Origin of the sequence: Paenibacillus sp. J53TS2 (genome assembly GCF_018403305.1) — a bacterium.
Taxonomy (GTDB): Bacteria; Bacillota; Bacilli; order Paenibacillales; family Paenibacillaceae; genus Fontibacillus; species Fontibacillus rhizolycopersici.
This window is the reverse complement of sequence record NZ_BOSK01000045.1, coordinates 1-255: the sequence shown is the minus strand read 5'-3', so window position 1 is coordinate 255 and position 255 is coordinate 1. Positions and strand designations below refer to the sequence as shown.

The window sequence follows — 255 nt, the reverse complement described above, 5'->3', positions numbered from 1 at the left end:
CTAAAAGGAATGTTTCTAAAACGCAAATTTCGTTTCGTTTATCCAGTTTTCAAGGATCAAGGTAATGCTTTTGAGAGTTGAACTCTCAAAACTGACCAACGAGTGAGTAACTTTGCTAACCTGAGGTCAGCGATTTGAATGTCTTCGTTGCAGAAGACGATTCTCCATAGAAAGGAGGTGATCCAGCCGCACCTTCCGATACGGCTACCTTGTTACGACTTCACCCCAATCATCTACCCCACCTTCGGCGGCTGG

1 rRNA gene is annotated in these 255 nt (G+C 45.1%); it reads right to left on the bottom strand.

Annotated features, from left to right (window positions below):
* Positions 1-170: 170 nt before the first annotated feature.
* Positions 171-255, bottom strand: a 16S ribosomal RNA gene (locus KJS42_RS22995); the annotation flags it as partial.